General features: G+C 47.0%; 17 protein-coding genes. 4 read left to right on the top strand and 13 right to left on the bottom strand.

What is annotated here, in order from left to right:
* Window position 1: 1 nt before the first annotated feature.
* On the bottom strand, window positions 2-403 hold the full coding sequence (locus AC56AD_RS06785) for an OsmC family protein (RefSeq protein WP_012508096.1): 402 nt from the start codon (window positions 401-403) through the stop codon (window positions 2-4).
* Between the two features lie 381 nt (window positions 404-784).
* Between AC56AD_RS06785 and AC56AD_RS06780 the strand changes: the two genes are divergently transcribed.
* The gene (locus AC56AD_RS06780) at window positions 785-1,225 is read left to right on the top strand and encodes an MOSC domain-containing protein (RefSeq protein WP_012508095.1); all 441 of its coding nucleotides are present in this window, start codon (window positions 785-787) and stop codon (window positions 1,223-1,225) included.
* Between the two features lie 18 nt (window positions 1,226-1,243).
* Here the strand turns inward: AC56AD_RS06780 and moaA are convergent, their stop codons facing one another.
* The 5 genes from moaA to AC56AD_RS06755 form a co-directional block, all read right to left on the bottom strand.
* Window positions 1,244-2,224 carry a GTP 3',8-cyclase MoaA gene (moaA, locus tag AC56AD_RS06775; RefSeq protein ID WP_012508094.1) on the bottom strand — a complete coding sequence of 327 codons (981 nt, stop codon included), beginning with the start codon at window positions 2,222-2,224 and terminating at the stop codon, window positions 1,244-1,246.
* A gap of 249 nt (window positions 2,225-2,473) precedes the next feature.
* Window positions 2,474-3,028 carry a TorD/DmsD family molecular chaperone gene (locus AC56AD_RS06770; protein ID WP_041526745.1) on the bottom strand — a complete coding sequence of 185 codons (555 nt, stop codon included), beginning with the start codon at window positions 3,026-3,028 and terminating at the stop codon, window positions 2,474-2,476.
* A 72-nt stretch (window positions 3,029-3,100) separates the two neighbouring features.
* A complete protein-coding gene (nrfD, locus tag AC56AD_RS06765) occupies window positions 3,101-4,015 on the bottom strand; it encodes an NrfD/PsrC family molybdoenzyme membrane anchor subunit (protein ID WP_012508092.1) in 915 nt (304 codons plus the stop codon).
* Between the two features lie 17 nt (window positions 4,016-4,032).
* The gene (locus AC56AD_RS06760; protein ID WP_012508091.1) at window positions 4,033-4,632 is read right to left on the bottom strand and encodes a 4Fe-4S dicluster domain-containing protein; all 600 of its coding nucleotides are present in this window, start codon (window positions 4,630-4,632) and stop codon (window positions 4,033-4,035) included.
* A gap of 25 nt (window positions 4,633-4,657) precedes the next feature.
* Window positions 4,658-7,444, bottom strand: a complete 2,787-nt coding sequence (locus tag AC56AD_RS06755) for a molybdopterin-dependent oxidoreductase (protein WP_012508090.1) — start codon at window positions 7,442-7,444, stop codon at window positions 4,658-4,660.
* 571 nt (window positions 7,445-8,015) lie between these two features.
* Between AC56AD_RS06755 and AC56AD_RS06750 the strand changes: the two genes are divergently transcribed.
* The 3 genes from AC56AD_RS06750 to AC56AD_RS06740 all read left to right on the top strand — a co-directional run bounded on the left by AC56AD_RS06750 (window position 8,016) and on the right by AC56AD_RS06740 (window position 9,322).
* Entirely contained in the window at window positions 8,016-8,498 is a 483-nt protein-coding gene (locus tag AC56AD_RS06750) for a DsrE family protein (protein WP_012508089.1), read from the top strand.
* 254 nt (window positions 8,499-8,752) lie between these two features.
* Window positions 8,753-8,887 (top strand): hypothetical protein, encoded by a 135-nt coding sequence (locus AC56AD_RS06745; RefSeq protein ID WP_263053231.1) that lies wholly within the window; start codon window positions 8,753-8,755, stop codon window positions 8,885-8,887.
* Window positions 8,888-8,917: 30 nt separating this feature from the next.
* Complete coding sequence (locus AC56AD_RS06740) at window positions 8,918-9,322, top strand: DUF6858 family protein (protein ID WP_012508088.1); 405 nt, start codon at window positions 8,918-8,920, stop codon at window positions 9,320-9,322.
* A gap of 80 nt (window positions 9,323-9,402) precedes the next feature.
* Here the strand turns inward: AC56AD_RS06740 and mobAB are convergent, their stop codons facing one another.
* The 7 genes from mobAB to AC56AD_RS06705 form a co-directional block, all read right to left on the bottom strand.
* On the bottom strand, window positions 9,403-10,497 hold the full coding sequence (gene mobAB / locus AC56AD_RS06735) for a bifunctional molybdenum cofactor guanylyltransferase MobA/molybdopterin-guanine dinucleotide biosynthesis adaptor protein MobB (RefSeq protein WP_012508087.1): 1,095 nt from the start codon (window positions 10,495-10,497) through the stop codon (window positions 9,403-9,405).
* Window positions 10,498-10,501: 4 nt separating this feature from the next.
* Window positions 10,502-11,725 carry a molybdopterin molybdotransferase MoeA gene (locus AC56AD_RS06730; protein WP_012508086.1) on the bottom strand — a complete coding sequence of 408 codons (1,224 nt, stop codon included), beginning with the start codon at window positions 11,723-11,725 and terminating at the stop codon, window positions 10,502-10,504.
* Complete coding sequence (gene moaCB, locus AC56AD_RS06725; protein ID WP_012508085.1) at window positions 11,722-12,663, bottom strand: bifunctional molybdenum cofactor biosynthesis protein MoaC/MoaB; 942 nt, start codon at window positions 12,661-12,663, stop codon at window positions 11,722-11,724. The genes AC56AD_RS06730 and moaCB overlap by 4 nt, the downstream gene beginning before the upstream one ends.
* Window positions 12,664-12,957: 294 nt before the next feature.
* Window positions 12,958-13,692 carry an ABC transporter ATP-binding protein gene (locus AC56AD_RS06720; protein WP_012508084.1) on the bottom strand — a complete coding sequence of 245 codons (735 nt, stop codon included), beginning with the start codon at window positions 13,690-13,692 and terminating at the stop codon, window positions 12,958-12,960.
* A gap of 1 nt (window position 13,693) precedes the next feature.
* Window positions 13,694-14,896 (bottom strand): ABC transporter permease, encoded by a 1,203-nt coding sequence (locus AC56AD_RS06715; RefSeq protein WP_012508083.1) that lies wholly within the window; start codon window positions 14,894-14,896, stop codon window positions 13,694-13,696.
* Window positions 14,893-16,089 carry an efflux RND transporter periplasmic adaptor subunit gene (locus AC56AD_RS06710; protein ID WP_012508082.1) on the bottom strand — a complete coding sequence of 399 codons (1,197 nt, stop codon included), beginning with the start codon at window positions 16,087-16,089 and terminating at the stop codon, window positions 14,893-14,895. The genes AC56AD_RS06715 and AC56AD_RS06710 overlap by 4 nt, the downstream gene beginning before the upstream one ends.
* The gene (locus AC56AD_RS06705; RefSeq protein WP_012508081.1) at window positions 16,086-16,697 is read right to left on the bottom strand and encodes a TetR/AcrR family transcriptional regulator; all 612 of its coding nucleotides are present in this window, start codon (window positions 16,695-16,697) and stop codon (window positions 16,086-16,088) included. Before AC56AD_RS06705 ends, AC56AD_RS06710 begins: the two co-directional genes overlap by 4 nt.
* Between the last annotated feature and the right edge of the window lie 281 nt (window positions 16,698-16,978).

The raw sequence follows: 16,978 nt of genomic DNA, 5'->3' as shown, positions 1-16,978 counted from the left end.
ATTATTTTGTAACTGTCTTTACAACAAATTCCGGTGGATTCAGAATATGTTTTTTCACTGCACAGAGATTGGCTGCATTGATAACAGCATCCTTGTACTTCTCAGGAAAGTCCGGAGGCAGTTCGATGGTGATCTCAATCTTTCCTATACCACGACCTGATTCACCTGTAAAATGTGATTGTACAAGACGGATACCATCTACAGGAATTCCACGGCTTTTACAAAATGAAGAGACATAGATTCCTGCACAGGTTCCGATTGAGGCAAGAAAAAGTGTGAATGGCTCAGGTGCGGAACCTTCACCTCCGGCATGTACCGACTGGTCAGTATGAATGGTAAATCCATTGAACTCAGCATCAACTTTCCTTCCGTCCCCTATCGTGATGATCATTTCACTTTTCATGGGAGCAAGTACGCTTATAGTAAGATTGAATATAAATGTCTGTTCTCAATTATAAGCATATGGTTATAATTAAGCAAGCTGCGTAATGATTTTAAACATAAAATAGTCAAAACTTGTCAGGTGCAATATGCTGGCTTAAAGCGAGAACAAATAACTCTTTTTATAAGTCTGTGATGTTGTAGATTACCCGGTATAACGCATTCCCTTCTTTTACTTTTTTTTTCGATGGTAACGGTGATTGAAGTGTGGTGTCACTGGTTTTTTGTTTAGCTCGCTTCAATAAATCCGGGAAAAAGGCGATATCGAGGTAGTGCTTAAGTTAATTATTTATAATTTGTTACAATGAACGGAACAAAAAAGGTTTCTCTTGACACTCAAGGTGTGGGCTTTATAGAATCAGTCTGTATCAGTAAAGCAAAGGGTACCGTAAAAACAGTCGTCAGTCAGATCTCGTTGAGGCCGGACTGGGGTATAGAGGGCGATGCTCACGCAGGTAATTGGCATCGTCAGGTCTCAATTCTTGCAGGTGAGAGTATTGACCGGATGCGTAAAAAAATGCCGGAACTTACTCACGGGATGTTCGCAGAAAATATTGTAACGCGAGGTATTGACCTTTCATGCCTCATTATTGGCGATTCTCTGCTGGTCGGTGATGACGTTGTACTTGAAATCACCCAGATCGGCAAGGAATGTCATGATTCGAAGTGTGCCATACAAAGTGCAACAGGTGAGTGCATCATGCCAAAGGAGGGAATTTTCTGTCGGGTTATGAGGGGCGGTGCGATAAAACCGGATATGGGTATACTGAAAAAGGCTGAATAACGCATTTCAAAAAATCTTTTACCCTCCAATCTCCGACATGCTGGTTCTTTGTAAACCTCCGGCTGCATGTTTGCCATCTTCCGGTTTTTGAGACACCGCTTTCCTGAACAAATCACCGAGAGCCTGATGTCCGGCATTGCTACGAAGCAGTGGGAGCAAGTTTAGCCCCTCATTTTCATAAAGGCAACTGATGATCTTCCCGTCCGAGGTAATGCGAATCTTGTTGCACTCATTACAGAAGTTTCTTGTAAATGCCGGAATAATGGCAATCGAACCCTTATGCCCTGGCAGGGAATAACTGAAATACTGTGTTGCAGAGCCTCTGATGGCTTGAAGCCCGGGATAGTGATGTTGCAGTAACTCCCGGATTTTATCGGCCCCGAAAAATCTGCCTGTTCGCCAAATTTGATTATCATCAAACGGTTGTAACTCTATAAATCGAACAGTCACATCATAATCTTTGGTGAAATCGACAAAACGACAAATTTCATCACTGTTGATATCCCGCATCATCACGACGTTGAGCTTCACCGCTATGAGAGCTGTTTTAAGAAGGTTATCAAGATTATTCCGCACCTGTCTATAGACGTCTCGCCGAGTTATGGCGTAATATCGTCCTCGATCAAGCGTGTCGATACTGAAATTGATGGTATCAAGCCCGGCATCTATCAGAGAAGGAAGAAAACGGTCAAGCAGAACGCCGTTCGTTGTGAGGCCTACGGTTTTGATAGAGGGATGTTGTTTTGCCTCACGAACCAGCCCTGCAATACCCTCTCGCAGTAAAGGCTCTCCACCCGTAAAGCGCACTTTTGAAAAACCAAGTTCAGCAAGCACAGCAATAATCGTGTTGATCTCATTTTTGTCAAGAAGTGATACTGTGTCGGCTCTCCCTTCATGCTCTTCGCGCATGCAGTAAGAACATCTCAGATTACACCGGGAGGTAACCGCTATCCTCACATAGTCCACATGGCGATGAAACGTATCTACGAGGCAGCTCATATCGTAAACGATGATACCAAACAGAAACGCATACCATGCGCAAGTGAACTCATTGGTCTACATCCTTGACCTCCGACTCCTTTTCCTGTACCCATTGCCTCGTTGTCATGATTCTGAGGCGATTCAGCCAATCCTTTCAAGACTCTCTTCTTCAGTTGGTAAAGCTGTGATCTGTTTTTAAAATCGCTCATAAACCGGCATTCCCTAATAATCTTTACAAATAAAAAAATTTAATGACGGAGAAATCCTTTATCGGCAAGCCTTGAGTGAACTTTCAACAAGGATTCCCAGTAGCCGATAGGCGTCAAGAGATGTAGCTGATTTGAGATCACCAACAAACTGTGGTACCCAGCGACAAAGATGTTCCTTGATAAAATGATCTGATGAATCCTTTGCGGCTGTTGCGATAGTTTTCACTGTTGAAGCTGAAGCCAGAAAAGAGAGAAATTCAAATTCTGTGGCAATATGATCAATTAAACCTGTTTCGACACTCATCTCCCATTCACGATAGAGCGCCTGTACATCAATACTTGCCTGTCCGAGCATTCTTTTTTCCCGGTAGACAGACTCATAGGGTGGGCATGGTGTGTGAGGATAACCATTAATAAAGAGACGAGTGTACTCTGCCTGCAACATTTCCTGCTTTTCTTTTTCAAAAGATGCAATCAACCGAATGAATGAACCGGTTTTGTCATTGATTTTATCTGCAATACTCTTCAATTCAGAAAGGAATGCCTCGTTGGGATAGGCGAAAGCAAGGCTGAGAAACCTGAAAACAAATGCGTGCTGGATGGGGATAGACATAGATAACGTAAAATAAAGAAACGGCATACACTCAGTATACCCATGATGAGTTTGATACAAAAAAAGAGGCGTTTACCAAGGATATTGATAAAGCCCTGCGTTCAGGACATAAAGACGCAACAGATAACCGCCAACAAGTACAAGTGTACTTGCAAGCATAAGCAGTGATTTTGATTTATTTGAATGGCTGGCAAAAAAAATACCATACGTCTCTACAACAAGAGGAACAACAAGTCCGGCAATAAAAAAACCAACGATGAAGAGAGGGCTATGAAAAAGATATTCTGCTGATTCTCTGGCTCCTGTTGGCAAAAAAAGCGCAAAATTGAAATAGGCGCCAAGAACAATCAATTCACTCACAATCAGGATAGCATCAAGCTGCTCCAGTTTTTCTGTTACCTTCCAGGATGCCTCTTGTTTTGAAATCGTTGACAACAGCAGCAGATAGGCTGCGCCGGTTGAAAATCCGGAAAAAACGAACAAAAGAGGAAGTGCCGGGGTATTCCAGAAAGAGATAGCGGGTGCGGCGGAAATCAGCAGTCCCGTATAGATGGTGATAAGAAAACCTGCCGCAGATCCACCCAGTGCTGCCAGACGATTAAACCGTTCAAGCAATCCCAGAAAACCAGCAGGAATTTTTTTGATAATCGGAAGGAGTTTTGGCCACTCTTCAAGTAGCGGTATGACATAAACGATGGCCGCCAGAAAATAAAAGTTTATGAAAACAACTCCCCAGAAGATCCAGGATTTCGGATTAGTCAAAGCATAGGCAGCTTTCAGTGGCTGAAGCATATCTGCAAGGAGAAAAACGGTACCGAGAACTAAAAACCCGATTGAGGACAATACTGCAATAGAGAGCATTTTCCGGTCGCATCCCTCAAAAAGATGAAGAATCGCACCTATTGCAAAAGTAGCCCCCCCCAGTCCTCCCAAAAAAAGGTAGGTCGCAATCTGCCAGCCCCACACTTCCTGATGAACAAATGTCATGATAAGTATTCTCCTTTCTATGATGGGATATAAAATACTTTTGGAGATGTTCCAAGTCCCTGATTCAGCGCTGTCGCCTTTCCGCTTGCGGCGAGTTTGTGCACAGCACTCGACCGCTCGTCAAGATCACCGAAGATTCGGGTATGTGTCGGACAGGTAGTGACACATGCCGGTTCCCGGTGTTGTTCAATTCTGTGCTCACAAAAGGTGCATTTATCGACATGCGGAACACCGTGAGTCGAAAGATCTCCGTAAAGCTCCTTTTCTGTATCGACATCTTCACTCTCATAGGCATAGCGGGCGTCATAAGGACAGGCTATACAGCAGGCATAGCAACCAATGCAGCGGTCATAATTGACAAGAACAATACCATCCTTTGTTATAGAGGTTGCACCGGTAGGACACGCCGACAAGCATGGGGTGTTTTCACAATGCATGCACAAGCGCGGAAGCAAGATTCTTTGAACATCCGGATACACCCCTTTTTCTTTATCTTCAACATGCGTACGAAATTTATCGCTCCAGAACGGAGTCTGGTTTTCCGTTGCACAGGCAACCATACAAGCCTGGCATCCAACACAGGTACGCATATCTATTACCATTCCATAACGGGCCATGTGCTCTCATTCCTCCATTTAACTGTTAAATCGGCAGAACGCTTACCGTAAATTCCTGTGACATGAATGAAGCCGCAATCGGCTCAATACTGTAAGGCATAAGTTCATTCAGCGGGGTTCCTTTTCCGCCAGCAACCGAGAGCTTTTTACTGCGACTGCCGAATGAGGAGGGGAGAAAAACCGTATCTGGACGAATCATTGCGGTCGTAAAGAGTATGGCTTTTACCTTGGGTCCATAACGAAGATTGGTCACCTCAACGGTCTGGCCGTTTTTCAGCCCAAGCTCCCCTGCCCGGAGGCTGTTCATCCACAACCCCATGAATGCACCCGATTTAGGACGTGTTACCGAAGCAAGAATTGGATTATTACTGTTGGTGGAAGCATGGGAAACAACCGGCACCTTTCCATAGGTAAAATAAAATTCATTGGCATCAAGAGATGGCTTCTCCAACCTGTCGCTGACAACTCTGGGCACATAACCAAGTACAGGATTAAAGATAGGCTGCACACCCGCAGTATCAGCAAACGAGGCAAGAACCGGACTGTACAGCTCAAGTCTCCCGGAAATTGTCGGAACGGGTATTTTTCCGGGCATGTTAGATTCCTTCAGGACAGTTGCAGCATCCCTGAGCATCAGCATCCCTTTCTTGCGAATAATGGCCTCGACCTCACTGCCCGTCATCTCTTTTCCCCTCACATGACCAGCAAACTTCCCCATGGAAACATATGCGCTCTTGAGAAACGCTTCATTAAGTGGAGTTCCAGCTTTTTTTGCGGCATGGATCTCCATTCTCAGCATCTCACTGTCAAGTCCGGCATACTCGGCAACTCCATCAAGAAACGGTTCAAGCTTACCCATACGTTCCGCTATTTCACAAAGCATATCGGAGGTATCACGCGTATTGTAAAGCGGATCAATGGCTCGCAGACGGGTGGTATATCCAAGATCCGTACTTGGTCCAAGGGGATAGAGTAGTGGCTCATTACGCTCAAGATAGGTGTGATTGGGCAAAATAACATCGGCATAGAGCGTCGTGTCAGACGGAAGAACATCAATAGCAACGACAAGTTCAACATTTTCGTGGGAAAGAATCTCCTCCCATCGCTTGGCCGGGAAATAATGACGTATCGGATTTGCCGCATTCATCAGAAATGCCTTGACACGGTAAGGCTCCCCTTTATAGTTAAACTCGCCTCTGACCGCTTCAAGCAGACCCACATCGGCCATGGCAGGAATGAACACCGAAGGTTTTCCCTGTTTTTGCTGATCCATTGCCCACGCAAAAGAAAATGCCGGCTTTCCATGTTCCCATGCATCCGGATTTCCAAAAATATCAAGCAACGCAAAGGCAAACCCCATGCCAGGCAATTCGACCGGTGGCACATTTTCATTCCCTTTGCCATTCTGTACATTTTGCCGGAATTTTTCAGCTTTATGGTGATATTCGCCGCTCATCAGCCATCCACCCGGCTTATCGATTCCACCAACCAGCGTTTGAAGAATGGCCTGAAGGCGGCGCTGACCTATGAGATGGTGATAACGGGCGCCCATCCATCCCGGATCAACCAATGCCGGCCTGGCCTGTCCGAATTCAATGGCGATACGTCGAATGGTTGCTGCATCAATATCGGTAATGCTGGAAGCCCATTCAGGAGTGAATGGTTCAGACTCCTCAATAAAAAAGTCGAAAACCGTTTTTACTTCATGCCCATTCCAGACCAATCCTGTGGGGGCATGCAGCAAGGGCAGAATAGGACTCTTGCCTTTCGACCATTCATTGGTGTTTGTATAGGCAGGAACGGCAACGATATGCTGCCCGAGCTGGTCAAAGACACAGTATGATGATGGTTTACCGTTACTCCCCTTGTCAGTGGCCAGGCAGACAAGCCCTTTTTCATCTTTGTAGGCGAGAAAAGGCGCATTGGTATGCCGGGAAACAAAGGAGTCGTCATAAAGTTTTTCACGAAGCAGCGTATGCAGCATTGCAAGGAAAAAGGCATGATCAGTACCTGGCTTTACCGGTATCCATTCATCTGATTTGGAGGCCAATTCACTCACCCGAGGGTCGAGGCAGACCACTTTTGCACCATTTTTTCTGGCTTGTCCAAACCTGACGGCTCTTGCTGTCGAGATCGCTGCAACGGAAGCATTGTTCAGACTGAAAAGGATATAGCGTGCATTTTCAAAGTCAGCAAGAATTTCATCATGAACGTTAAAGTTGCCAGTCACAAGATCGGTGCCAAAATGACCAGCGGTAACACAATGCTGAAGAGGAGAGGCAATGATATTCGGAATCTGGAGTGTCCTGATAAAGGGTAAACTAAAGTGCATATACGAGACGCAGGCAGTCCATCCTCCCACCAGGGTTATTTCCCATGGATGAACCTTCATGAGTTTCCCTGCGATGTAGTTATATGCCTCATCCCATGTAGCTGCCCTGAAACTCCACTCTCCGCGTTTGCTGCCCTTGACCCGGATAAGCGGCTGCTTGAGACGATCAGGATCATAAGTCTGGTATAATCCAGCCTGTCCCCGTGCGCAGATTTTGCCACGATTAAGGGGACTCTCCGGGTTTCCTTCAATCTTGACAACGCGCCTGACACCACTTTCTATCTTCGTCTCCACGTTGATGTTACAAAACGAGGAACAGAAATTGCAAATACTTGGAACCCAAAGAACCATTCCACCGGCAGAAGCTGATTTGTTATCAAGCGAGCTATGCCCCAGGCTCCACAACGGTCGCAAAAGAGAGATACCTCCCAAGAGACCGGCAACTTTGAGGAACTGACGGCGCGTAATATTTTTATGCATAAATATTCCCCTTCAGAGCGATTTTCTTACCGCATTTTCTATAAAAAAGGAACCAAACAGCAGCTATTTTCCTGGATTATTTCTCTTGTATAACAGACGTGAACTGTAATGTAACGATGCATCGATAATGTTCCTACATCAAAATTATTTCGCGTTACACCTTTTTAAATAATTTTATTAAAATCGGTTAACTGATTTCATCCATTTCTTTTGCTGGTGACGCCATCCTTTAAAGCCATAATTTTACATCATCTTTGCTGCCACCATGAGCAACAGAGTGGTACATTTTGCGAAAAACAACCGTTACCAGTGGTTTTTCAAATTTTATCCGGTTTTATGACAATTCCTCTCTGATGTAGCAATCTGATTCCTTGAAATGGGGTTAACGAAATACTGATTTTTCAGGACACACTATCAACAGGCAAAAAAGCGGAAAGAGGACTTCTGGTATTCAATTATTTTACAAAATCGGTTAGGCTTATTATAAGCATATGCTTATAATAGGGAGAGTGCTCTCTTTTATAAAAAAAACAGCATCCAATATCTTAAACCATTCACAGGAGATTTGATAATGTCACTTTTCAGCAAAAAAACCGCAACCCTCGCTTTTGTGCTTGCCCTGCTCTTCCCGATACAGACAATGGCAGCAGAGCCAACAATAGCGGCTGCAGCTCAGCCTGCATCAAGCGTTGACAACACAAAAGGACTCTTTGTCATCCTCACCGATGAAGAGCCGATGACCCAGATGATGGCCCTTGTCCTTTCGACGCAGACAATCGAACAGGGTAAATCGGTACAAATTCTGCTGTGCGGTCAAGCGGGAAAACTTGCTTTAAAATACAGCAAGCAGACCATGTTCAAGCCGATAAACAAATCGCCACAGATGCTCCTTGCAGCATTGATTGCACGCGGTGTCGCGGTTGAAGTATGTCCGCTGTTTCTGCCCAATGTCAATATGAGCGAATCTCAATTAATCAACGGCGTCAGTATCGCAAAGCCTCCGGTTATTGCCCAAAAAATGAGGGCTGAGGGTATCAAGCTCTTCACCTTTTAACCAGAAGGTCAGGGTTACCAGAAAGGTAGAAATATCTCATGAGAAAAGACTCATTCCATGGGAATAAAATCAGTGATCATTTCGGGAGTGCATCCTTTTTGGTGTTGCAGATAAGGAGGGAAATGGGTTTGGAATTATCCCAAAAATATCAATGCATCACGATCACGGACAATGCACTCCTGCCAATCTCTTCTTGCAACCCGGTATCGGCATAATGTAATGTACCGGGTGCAGGAGTTTTAGCAAGACCACAGATGACAGCTATTGATCTCTACAGGGCAGAATCACAAAATCTTGAAAGAGCTTTAACGGGTTTCTGCAATGGAGTGCTGACGAAAGTCACGGCTCAGGGTCAGGTTGCCATGAAACCAAATTTTCATTTCAACTAACATTTCAACTAAAAAAAGGAGGAGAACATTATGCGGCAGACACTGTTACAGGAGAAATACCCGGTCTACACCCTTGAACTTGATAAAAATGAAACAAACTGCAAGAGTGTTGATGAAATTTTGATGCATTTCAAGACAATAATCGAAAGTAACCCGATTGTGAAATTCATTGGAATCTTTGACCATTATGCATATACAACCACGCTACCCGACGGTTTTATTGCCGATGAAATCAGAGATGCCAAAAATATTATTTTCTGCTTTGGCAAGGAAATCAAGAATCCGGGAGTAATGGCAGTAAGGCCTCGCTCAATCGGTATTGTTGAACTCGAAAACACGTTTATTATCACATTTCTTGAAGCCCCAAACCCTGTGGCAAACGCTGCGATGGAAGAGTGGACGAAAATGTTGAAACGAGATGAGTCAATAAAATAATAACAGCTCTATCGCCCATAAGCGGAAACTATCTAAACAACGCTTGGAGAGTGCCGTAAGCCGGAAATTTGTACGATTTTTCAAGAACGGCATAATCTTTTCCTGCTTTCGGAATCATTGATATTCCACAGTACCCCGCCATCGTGGGGAACCAGCTCTTCGATACGGGACTCTTTAAGAAAGGCTGAGAGGGAGTTGTCTCCCTCAAGATGCCGAAGAATCAGTTTCATGCGGGATTTTGGTTCATAGCAGGCACAGAGCGGCTCAAGGCAACCTGACTGCGGGTTTCTGAAGGCCGTAGCGAAACGCAGGGGATTGCGTTGTAAAGTGAGTTGCTGAAGAGTAGCCTCATCAAGGCGAGGCAGATCACATGCGGCAACAACCCATGCAGCGTCGGGAGAATACCGTTGTGCAGAGAGCAGCCCCCCCATAGGTCCAATGCTGAGGTAGGAGTCGGTGATAAGGGGCATACCAAAATGGCGGTATGTATCCGCTTGTTCCTCGCGGCAGGAGACGAAAACCTCACAGCATTGTTGTCGCAAAAGCGCGGCAGTGTGAACAAGCTGATTATCGGGATGGTATGCAAGAAGCGCCTTGTCACTCCCCATGCGTACACTGCGTCCTCCAGCCAGGACGAGACCATACAGCGGACTTTCTTTCCGGGATCGATCAAACAAGAGTGTTTCAAGAAAGGCCGCAAGGGCGCCGATATCGTCCCGAGACAAAACAGGGATGCTGAATGAAGCATAGGTAGCCGGATCATCCGGCACGACAAGGGCGACTACATGGGTGAGGCTTCCCTTTCCGACAAGATCAAGTATCTTGCGTTCCCGGTCAACCAGAACCAGTTTCGGCAGTGAAAGCTCCTTGAGCCCTTCGACAATGAGTAAATCGTGGTCTGAAAAAGCATGACGCTCAAGCAGCGGAGTACCAGGGCTGTGCCCGGTAATCAATGCCCGTTTTTCAGGATCAGAGATCATGACGGTGGATGCCCCGGCCAGAGCGACCACATGGGAATCTTTGCCTTCGCGGTCGATGTCGAACCTGTGGCAACCATGCTTATAGTAGGCAATGGAGAACCTTGCTGAAAGCTGGCGAACAATGGCAGCAATCAACGTCGTCTTTCCGGAACCGGAATATCCACAAAAGGCTATTTCAAACGGATGAAACAGCATGGCGCTAAAGATCTGACCAGGGAAGCATCGCACAAAGCACCTCAGTGCCACCGGCAAGCTTCTCAAAAGAGGGTTCTGCTTCAATCAGGCAATTCGAGCCCACAACCGATGTTATCATATGGGATTCAACTTTCGGAGATATTCTGCACCAAAGCCTCCCCTCTTCAGCCCGCACACGTCCGAGAAGAAAACGGTGGCGCTTCTTATCTGAAGGAAAAGGTTCCTCAAGAGTTGCCCGAAATTTTTCAGGTGCCGATTTTCCTGCCAGGGCGCAGATCGCCGGGATGCAATACTCCACAAAACAAACCAGCGCAGAAACAGGGTTACCAGGGAGGGAAAAAACTGCTTTCCCTTCGGATGAAGAACCAAAATAGAGTGGCTTACCCGGTTTTTGAGCAACATTCCAGAACTTTTTTATAACACCAAGTGCCGAAAGTTCCTGCTGGACAAAGTCATATTCTCCTTGTGAGATACCGCCAGCAGTAAGAAGCAGGTCACATTCGCCGAGAGCACGAGCGAGCAGCTCCCGTAACACTACCCTCTCATCAGGAGCGTGGTGAGCCACGGCAGGCTCGATTCCGACTGAGCGGCAAGCTGCTTCAAGTAAAAAGCGGTTGCAGTTATAGATCTCAGCACCACAAAGCTCTTCACCCGGGAAGCGGACTTCATCACCAACCGTAACGATTGAAATCCTCGGCTTTTTGAAAACTGCTGCCGATGCAATACCAAATGAGGCAAGAACGGCGATTTCAGAGGGCGACAGAAATGTCCCTTTACGAAGAACGATTTCACCCATAGCGACCTCTTCACCACGGTAACGCACATTAGCCCTCTCTTTCGGCGCCTTGTAAATATCAACAAATTCAGTACCAAAGCCGCTACTCTCTTCAAACGCCACCACTGTGTCAGCTCCTTCCGGGAGTGGTGCACCCGTCATGATCTCCGCACAGCAACCGAAAGCAATCGGCTCGGTTGACAAAGTACCAGCCGGTATCTTTTGTGTAACATGGAGCGGAGTAGGAAGCTGCCTCGAAGCAGTGGAAATATCACTCCATTTGAGAGCAAAACCATCCATTGCTGCGTTGGTAAAACGAGGAAGCGAAAAGGGCGCCGTCATCTCCAGCGCAAGCACTCTTCCCAGAAGCTGACCAAGCGGAAGCTCCTCTATGCCCAATGGCACAACTGTTTGACTGATAAGGCTGTGAGCCTCCTGAACGGTTATCATCATGAATGTCCCTCACCTTTCATCATGGTAAAAGCATGAAACAGTGCGGGCAAAAGCACCTCGATCGCATCACCTGCCGCACCTGTGCTTCCGGGTAAACAAATCACCATCGTCGAGCCCACCATACCGGCGACAAGCCTCGAAAGCATTGCCGTCCTGGTTTTTCCCTGTCCCCAGTTGAAAAGAGCCTGCTCAATTCCCGGCAATCTCCGTGAAAATTTAGGAAGCAGCGCATCAACGGTTACATCACGAGGCCCGAGGCCCGTTCCTCCTGTTGTGACGATAAGCTCAACACATCCTGCCGTCCACTCATCAATAACCGCAATAATTTCCTCCTGATTGTCGGCGATAACCTTCACCTCGCCAATCGGGCAACCGGTAGCCTCAAACCCTTCACGCAACAGTTGACCCGAACGGTCGACTGCTCGTCCGGAAGAGACGGAGTCCGACACAACAATAATGGATGTTTTCGGTCGGTAACCCTCAGTTACGGAAGACTTCCCGCCTGTTTTCGTTTCAAGTTTTATCGAACCAATCTCCATACTCTTGTCAACAGCCTTGCACATGTCATAGATCGTCAGCGCGGCTACTGATACTGCAGTCAAAGCCTCCATCTCCACACCGGTCGCCTCCCTGGTTTTCACCGTCGCGACAATGACAATACGCTCTTTCCGGACATCAAAAACAATATCAGCCCATGAGAGATTGAGCTGATGGCAAAGAGGAATAAGGTGGGCTGTATTTTTTGCAGCCAAAATACCGGCAAGCTTGGCCGTGGTCAGAACATTCCCTTTCGGAAAGCCGTCAAGAGAGAGACGCTCAATTGTTTCCGGCTGCATCAGGATAAAGCCGGATGCCCTCGCAACTCTGAGCGTACCCGGTTTTCCGGAAACATCAACCATAGCAATGTCACCGCTCTTGTCCAAATGTGTAAAGCTCATGGGGCCTCTCTGTTTGAGAATCTCATCTTCCAATTTGTTCACTGAAAGGGCTGACTCTTATTGCAAAATAATGTCAATCTATATAACTCTGCCTAAAAAAAGAATCCAGCAACAAGAATACTCTTCTCCGCGCTCATCTACCGCCTGATCATCGTCACAAAGAGTTGGCGCAGCTCTCCCATGTAAAGTACCCTCCTCTTCGGCAATCAAAACCCTTCACACTCAGTTTCGACCTGACAAAAGGAAGTCCCCCCCTATTCCTCTTTAATGAATCTGAGAGCCTCTTTGCTCTGCTCATGCCTTATCAGTTTTAATCAGTTCCCGGGGTGATTTTCCCTCCCCTGCCTCTTCATGGGTACGGCCATCACGAATATGATAGATCCGCTTGAAGGTGGGGATGATTTTTTCGTCGTGGGTGACAATGATAATGGCGGTCTCATACTGACGAGCCATATCATTGAGAATACCGATCACGGCAAGCGCCCTCTGACTGTCGAGAGGAGCCGTTGGTTCATCAGCAAGAATTACCGGAGGGTGGTTGACAAGCGCTCTGGCAATAGCCACTCGCTGCTGTTCACCGCCGGAAAGCTGTGACGGCATGGCTTTCGCCCGATGTCCGACATCAAGTGCCTCAAGCAGCTCGACGGCTCTTTTGCGGGCAATGCTGTTACCCTCACCGGCAAGCATCGGCAGCAGTGCCACATTATCGATCACGTCAAGAAAGGGAATGAGATATGGCGCCTGAAACACAAACCCTATCTTATCCCGCCGCAACGCACGCAAATCCTTGATTTTCCACTTTCCATCATAGATAATCGTCTCCCCAAGCTTCATCCGTCCAGCCGAAGGCTCGATTACAGCCCCAAGACATTTCAGCAAGGTACTTTTCCCCGATCCTGAAGGACCAACAAGCCCGACAACCTCTCCGAGAGCAACCTGCATCTCAACCCCCTTCAAGGCATCCACCAGGGTGTCACCGCTTCCATACTGTTTTTTCAGTCCCTCAATGATAATACCTCTTGTATGCATCTCAACCTCCTATAGCTTCAGCAGGATCAACCCTGAGAGCTGCTGTAATGGCCAGTATACTTGCCAGAACAGAGATCACCATGACAGCGATAAAGCCTCTTATGGCATCACCTGGTTCAAGAAGAACATATCTTGGAAAAAAAGGAGACCAGAGTGTTGCGGCTATTTTGCCAACGACAAAGCCAATTGCTCCGAGCCCCAATGCCTGCTGAAGGATCATGCTTGCAATCACCCTGTTTCTTGTCCCGATCAACTTCAGAACCGCAATCTCCCTGATCTTGGCCATCGTCATGGTGTAGATAATAAATGCTACAATAGCAGCGCTTACTATGGAGAGAATGACCAGAAACATCCCGATCTGTTTGGCTGATGTCGCAATAAGTTTATCAACAAGAATAGTCCTCATCTGTGACCGGGTATAGACCTGCAACCGTTTCCATCGCTGAATATTTTTAGCCGTGATTTCAGGATCATATTCAGGTTTCAACTGTACCAGAACAGCGTTGACGTAACTATTGGTTGTCTGAGAGGCAATAACAGCCTCAAGCAGCCCCGGTACTGCGGGACGGTTAAAGAGAGGATTGGCTTCCGTACGTCGTCGCTGCTGAAGAAGTGCATCATTATCCTTGAGAAACTGTGCCTGCTGCGCCTCTTTTAATGGAATAAAAACCATCGGGTCACCGCCCGATGAAACCATACGTCGGGTAAGCCCAACAACCCGATAGCGGTTACGGCGAATAGTAATGGTATCACCAAGGGAAAATCCAGCCTTAACATCCGCAACCGCCTCATAGCGGCTTCCGGTAAGGTGATGACCGGCGACGAGAAAGCCGGGCTGGCCTGGTTCGCCCGCTCCGCCTGGAACAATACCGACCACCATTGCCCGGACATCACTGTCAGCATGGCGCACCTGCATGGTGAGGTAGGTCACATTTGACGCCCTGGCGACCCCCTGCATTCCGAGAATACTCCGGTAGGTATCCTCATAAATACTTGATGGTTCGGCATAAGGCCCAAGCGTCCCTTGCTGCACAACCCAGAGATCAGCTCCACTGCTCTCAATCAGGACGTTGGCATCATCAACCATTCCCCGATAGATACCAGCCATACTCAGTGTCACTCCAATCAGCAGACCAAGGCCAACACCAGTCAAAAGAAAACGGCCCCATCCATGCAGAATATCGCGTCCGGCAAGAGATATCACAGGGTACCATCCTTTCTCTTTCGATCAAGAATCGAAATGCGGCTTCCAGCATGCAAAACGCTTTTACTGTACACCACCACTCTTGCTCCAGCTTTTAATCCTCCAAGAATCTGCAGATTACCATCACGGTCAGCCATGCCGGTGCGAACCTCGGCAAAATGAAGCCTGGAACCCTCAACAACCCATACACCAAGACGGCCATCAACTCGATGTACACTTGCGTTGGGGACAACGGGAAGTTCTGGCAAAGGAGGAAGCAAAACCGTAACCTCACAGAGTTCGCCAACCGGTGGCAGTGGATCGGGTAAAACAGTAAAGAGAACTTTTGCGAGAAGCTCCTCTGTTATCCGGTCAGCGAGGGGCTCAACCCTCTCGACAAAACCGGAAAAAATATGACCCGGTTGAGAACGAAGTGTTATCCGTGCAGGAAGAGCCGCTTTCAGGCCTGCGCTCTGCAATTGATCGAAACGCACATCAATCCAGAGGCTTCGCGGATTAATCATCTCGATGATGGTCTGACCGGATAACACCGTATTCCCCGGCTCTGCATCACGGGCTGTTACCAGACCATCAACCGGCGCTATGAGCAGCAAATTATGACGTTGCTTCACCAATCCCTGATATTCTGCCTTGAGTGAAGCGAGCTCTTGACGTGCCGCATGGACACCAGCCTCAGCGCCTGAAACAGATGCTCGGGCAATCTCTGCCTCCTGATGCTTCGCTTCAGCCGACTCTGCACTCACAGCACGAGCAGAAAGGAGCAAACCGTAACGTTTTTCCTGTCCACTGGCAAACTCTTTCCTTGTATCGGCATCGCGAAGCTGTGCCTCGGCAGATTTTATCTGGGCCTCTGCCCGTTTGATAAGGGAGAGTTGAGCGCTCAAACGCTCATCGAGATCAACCGGATCTATCTCCCCTATGACCTGACCGGCGCGAACAACATCTCCCACTTCAACATTAATGAGCTTGATCCTGCCCGCAGCTACAGAGCCGATCCGATACGCATATCTTGCCTCAAGAGTACCAATACCAAACAACACGGGGCGAATCTGTTTTGTTTCAACAGTGATAACCGTTACCGGCACGGGAGCAAGAGGACCCGAGCGCAATGCCACATAGACAAAAAGCAGGAGAAGAGGTGCCAGAACGGCAAGCAATCCCACCATTTTTTTATTGATTGTCTTTATTTTCATTGTTCTCTCTTTTTTATTGCCTGCAGGAAAAGAGCAAACACAGGTTTGGCGTTGCTGAGCATCTTTGATGTGTCTCCCGCTATAAGTGACTGCATCACCAAGCCCTGAACTATCCCTATAAACAGTACGGATGCTGATGACACATCAAGGCCAGGGTGAATTTTTCCCTGAGCAATTCCTTTTTTAAAGAGTTTTTCAAGGCGCCCACTATAACTCGCCAGCATGGTTTCTACAATTTTTTTTGCCGACGATTTATCCGGTCGCTGCAGTTCAGCAAAGATCATTCTTGGCACACCCGGATGCTGTACAACAAAATCAAGATGGGTCATGAACATAAGTTCAAGAGCCTCTATGGCCGATTCAATATTTTCAATAACCCTGTCAATCCTTCCAAGCAACTGACTGGCAAGCCACTCCATCACCGACTGCCATAACGCATTCTTGGTTGGAAAATGGCGGAACAAGGCGCCTTGCGTCAAATTCATCCTTTCTGCAATCTGCAACGTCGTAATATGTTCCGGGTTTTTTTCAGCAGCAAGTTGAATAACCGCCTCAACCGTAACCAACCGCCTTTTCTCAGCCGAAAGATTTTTTATCGCTCTTTTCATATTCTGTTTCTGCTTCTGCTTTTCCCTTAAAAGAAAGTAATCAATTACTATCTTTTAAGCTATAAAAAAAATTTAAAACGCCAGCATCTCTCATTTATTCATCAGAATCGTTACCCTGTCGGCTATCCGTCTGGTCAGATCGGAAGCTCAGATAATCTCATGACTTCTTGGTGCGTTACTATTGACTGGTTTTGAAACAAATTACCCAATAACCTGCAGAAGAGCGCTGATACCCTGTCACAAAAACAGGTACGCTATGCTTGGTTGATGACTTTCATATG

Source organism: Pelodictyon clathratiforme, assembly GCF_982375515.1.
Note: the sequence above shows the minus strand (reverse complement) of the source record. Positions and strands in the feature narration are given on the sequence as shown.

Excerpts from the sequence above, each read along its gene's own strand:
- AC56AD_RS06785 (WP_012508096.1), bottom strand. The coding sequence starts at position 403 with ATGAAAAGTGAAATGATCATCACGATAGGGGACGGAAGGAAAGTTGAT.
- moaA (WP_012508094.1), bottom strand. The coding sequence starts at position 2,224 with ATGAGCTGCCTCGTAGATACGTTTCATCGCCATGTGGACTATGTGAGG.
- AC56AD_RS06770 (WP_041526745.1), bottom strand. The coding sequence starts at position 3,028 with ATGTCTATCCCCATCCAGCACGCATTTGTTTTCAGGTTTCTCAGCCTT.
- nrfD (WP_012508092.1), bottom strand. The coding sequence starts at position 4,015 with ATGACATTTGTTCATCAGGAAGTGTGGGGCTGGCAGATTGCGACCTAC.
- AC56AD_RS06760 (WP_012508091.1), bottom strand. The coding sequence starts at position 4,632 with ATGGCCCGTTATGGAATGGTAATAGATATGCGTACCTGTGTTGGATGC.
- AC56AD_RS06755 (WP_012508090.1), bottom strand. The coding sequence starts at position 7,444 with ATGCATAAAAATATTACGCGCCGTCAGTTCCTCAAAGTTGCCGGTCTC.
- AC56AD_RS06750 (WP_012508089.1), top strand. The coding sequence starts at position 8,016 with ATGTCACTTTTCAGCAAAAAAACCGCAACCCTCGCTTTTGTGCTTGCC.
- AC56AD_RS06745 (WP_263053231.1), top strand. The coding sequence starts at position 8,753 with ATGACAGCTATTGATCTCTACAGGGCAGAATCACAAAATCTTGAAAGA.
- AC56AD_RS06740 (WP_012508088.1), top strand. The coding sequence starts at position 8,918 with ATGCGGCAGACACTGTTACAGGAGAAATACCCGGTCTACACCCTTGAA.
- mobAB (WP_012508087.1), bottom strand. The coding sequence starts at position 10,497 with ATGCTGTTTCATCCGTTTGAAATAGCCTTTTGTGGATATTCCGGTTCC.
- AC56AD_RS06730 (WP_012508086.1), bottom strand. The coding sequence starts at position 11,725 with ATGATGATAACCGTTCAGGAGGCTCACAGCCTTATCAGTCAAACAGTT.
- moaCB (WP_012508085.1), bottom strand. The coding sequence starts at position 12,663 with ATGAGCTTTACACATTTGGACAAGAGCGGTGACATTGCTATGGTTGAT.
- AC56AD_RS06720 (WP_012508084.1), bottom strand. The coding sequence starts at position 13,692 with ATGCATACAAGAGGTATTATCATTGAGGGACTGAAAAAACAGTATGGA.
- AC56AD_RS06710 (WP_012508082.1), bottom strand. The coding sequence starts at position 16,089 with ATGAAAATAAAGACAATCAATAAAAAAATGGTGGGATTGCTTGCCGTT.
- AC56AD_RS06705 (WP_012508081.1), bottom strand. The coding sequence starts at position 16,697 with ATGAAAAGAGCGATAAAAAATCTTTCGGCTGAGAAAAGGCGGTTGGTT.